The sequence below is a fragment of the candidate division KSB1 bacterium genome (assembly GCA_022562085.1).
GTDB lineage: Bacteria > Zhuqueibacterota > Zhuqueibacteria > Oceanimicrobiales > Oceanimicrobiaceae > Oceanimicrobium.
Window position 1 is genome coordinate 1 of the sequence record JADFPY010000448.1, and the last position, 2,935, is coordinate 2,935.

Genomic DNA, 2,935 nt, shown 5'->3' on the forward strand with positions numbered 1-2,935 from the left:
CTCATGACGAATAACGATATCTTTCGCCGTATCCGTTATATCTTCAATTTTAACGATTCAAAAATGATTGCTGTATTTGGCGCGGCTAATCATCAGGTAACAAGGGCGCAGATCAGTGATTGGTTAAAAAAAGATGACGATCCTGCGGTTCAGAAATGCAGCGACACTCAGTTAGCGATTTTTCTAAATGGTCTTATTAACGATAAACGAGGGAAAAAAGCAGGACCCCAACCTGAGCCGGAGAAACGTTTAACGAACAATATGATTTTTGTGAAATTAAAAATCGCCTTGAACCTGAAAGCAGAAGATGTATTGGATATTTTGGCGTTAGCCGACTTTCATATCAGTAAACACGAATTAAGTGCGCTTTTTCGCCGGCCCGGCCACAAACACTACCGTGAGTGTAAAGATCAAATTTTACGTAATTTTCTCACAGGCATGCAGCTTAAATATCGCGATGACATTGACCCAAAATGAGCTATTGGCTTTTAGCTTTTGGCCTTTGGCATTTAATTTTTGGGTACTTACTTTGAGACTATCACTTCACCTGTTGGGTGAGTTACAAAACCATTTTAACTAATTGAGTTTTATTAGCTAACAGCCAACAGCAAATAGCGAATCGCTCAATTTTGGATTGAATAAACTTTTGGAATACTCAAACGATACGTCTCTCTAACATTAAATTACCGCTTGATCATACTGAAGAAGATCTAGCCAAATTTATTCTGTCGACTTTAAAAATCCGGGCGGAACAACTGCTTGAAACCAGGATTTTTCGTCGCAGCGTTGATGCTCGTAACAAAAGAAACATCGTTCTGATCTACACCATGGATGTCAAAACCACCATAGATAGCGAATTACTCGAGCAGTTTGCCGGCGTTCAGACGATTAAAGAGACACCGGACATGGCATACAAATATGTCGCTCAGGCTGCTGAAGAGTTGGGTGAACGTCCTGTGGTCATTGGTTTTGGTCCTTGCGGTATCTTCGCGGGTCTGCTCCTGGCACAAATGGGCTATCGACCCATTATTCTCGATCGCGGTAAGGAAGTACGCCAGCGTACCAAAGACACCTTTGGCTTTTGGCGTAAAAAAGGGCTCAATACCGAATCGAATGTGCAATTTGGCGAGGGCGGCGCGGGCACGTTTTCTGATGGCAAATTAGCGACTCAGATTAACGATAAAAAACACTATGGCCGGAAGGTGTTAATTGAGTTCGTCGAAGCCGGTGCGCCAACAGAAATTTTATTTGTGAGTAAGCCACATATCGGCACACTTAAATTAGTGCCCATGGTTGAAAAAATGCGCGCCAAAATCATTGAACTCGGTGGTGAAATTCGTTTTAGCGCGCGAGTTGATGATTTTCATATCACAAACGAGCAGATCACGGGACTAACTTTGGCTGATGGCGAACAAATCAGATCAAAACATATCGCACTGGCAATAGGTCACAGCGCTCGTGACACCTTCCAAATGATTTATGACAAAGGGATTTATATTGAAGCGAAATCTTTTTCAATTGGCTTCAGGATTGAGCATAAACAATCGCTCATCGATCAGGCCCAATTTGGTAAGAATGCCGGTCACCCGATTTTGGGCTCTGCTGATTATAAGTTAGTACATCATTGTAAAAATGGTCGATCGGTTTATAGTTTCTGTATGTGTCCCGGCGGGACGGTCGTTGCCGCAACCTCGGAAGAAAATTGCGTTGTTACGAACGGCATGAGTCAATATTCGCGCAACGAGATGAATGCTAATAGTGCAATTGTTGTCGGTATTGATCCGTCTGATTACCCGGATCATCCATTAGCAGGTATCGAGTTGCAACGTCAGTTAGAAAGCGCAGCTTATAAGCTTGGCGGTGAAAACTATGATGCGCCGGCACAGCTGGTTGGTGATTTCCTGCAGGGTAAATCCTCGGAGCAATTAGGTGAAGTTGAACCATCCTACAGGCCCGGTATTAAACTGACCGATCTGTCTGACTTGTTACCGGATTACTGTATTGAGGCAATTCGTGAGGCGCTGCCGGTGTTTAACCGAAGGATTAACGGTTTTGCCATGGACGAAGCGACCCTTACCGGGGTTGAAACCAGGACATCCTCACCCATCTGCATTAAGCGGGGTGCGGATTTCCAGAGTCTGAATACCAAGGGGTTGTATCCGGCAGGTGAGGGTGCTGGTTATGCCGGTGGCATCATGTCGGCGGCGATCGATGGCATTAAAGTCGCCGAAGCGATGGCATTGAGCATTAATAACAAGGATTAGTTTGTTGTTTGGAGAACAACTAACGCCTTGCACTGAAAACGCGTGCATCTTGGCCTGGCCGTTAAAACTAACCTCTATTATTCATGAACCTCTGTTTTAGGCATTTTTGGCGATTTTGTGGCCGCTCCGGCTCCTCGCCCCGTAGGATAAGTACCTCTTGTTTAACAAGAATGTATCTCCTGATTATCCAACGGGACGAGGGATCCTGCGCGGGCTTCAGGCGCCTCTTTCAGACTTCATTATTATAAAAAGATTTAAGGAAAATCTGAAAGGGGTCGCCTTGCGCTTATTTTGGACATTGGGATTTGGGATTTGAATTTGGTATTTGAGTTTTGTAATTTGTAGTCTGTTTTTTTAAATTTGCGGCTTGCCCCGTTGGATCTGAATCCCACGGGTCTTGTCCGCGTTAGGGATTAATATGGCGAAAGAAAAATTGGTTCTGGCATACAGTGGCGGGTTGGATACTTCTGTTATTCTGAAGTGGCTGGCCGAAAAGGGCTTCGAGGTCATTTGCTTTGTCGGCAACGTCGGCCAGAAAGAAGATTTTAGTGAGATCGAACAAAAAGCCTTAAAGACCGGCGCCTCAAAAGTTTATGTTGAAGATTTGCGCCAAGAATTTGTCACCGACTTCATTTTTCCCAGTATCCGCGGCAACGCCATTTATGAGAGAA

General features: G+C 44.5%; 3 protein-coding genes. All 3 read left to right on the plus strand.

Features of this window, described 5'->3' with window-relative positions:
* The first annotated feature begins 3 nt into the window (after window positions 1–3).
* Entirely contained in the window at window positions 4–477 is a 474-nt protein-coding gene (locus tag IH879_22025) for a DUF1456 family protein (protein MCH7677604.1), read from the plus strand.
* Between the two features lie 185 nt (window positions 478–662).
* A complete protein-coding gene (locus IH879_22030) occupies window positions 663–2,264 on the plus strand; it encodes an NAD(P)/FAD-dependent oxidoreductase (GenBank protein MCH7677605.1) in 1,602 nt (533 codons plus the stop codon).
* A 418-nt stretch (window positions 2,265–2,682) separates the two neighbouring features.
* Window positions 2,683–2,935, plus strand: a 253-nt coding sequence (locus tag IH879_22035) for an argininosuccinate synthase (GenBank protein MCH7677606.1), incomplete at its 3' end; no start/stop codon positions are given.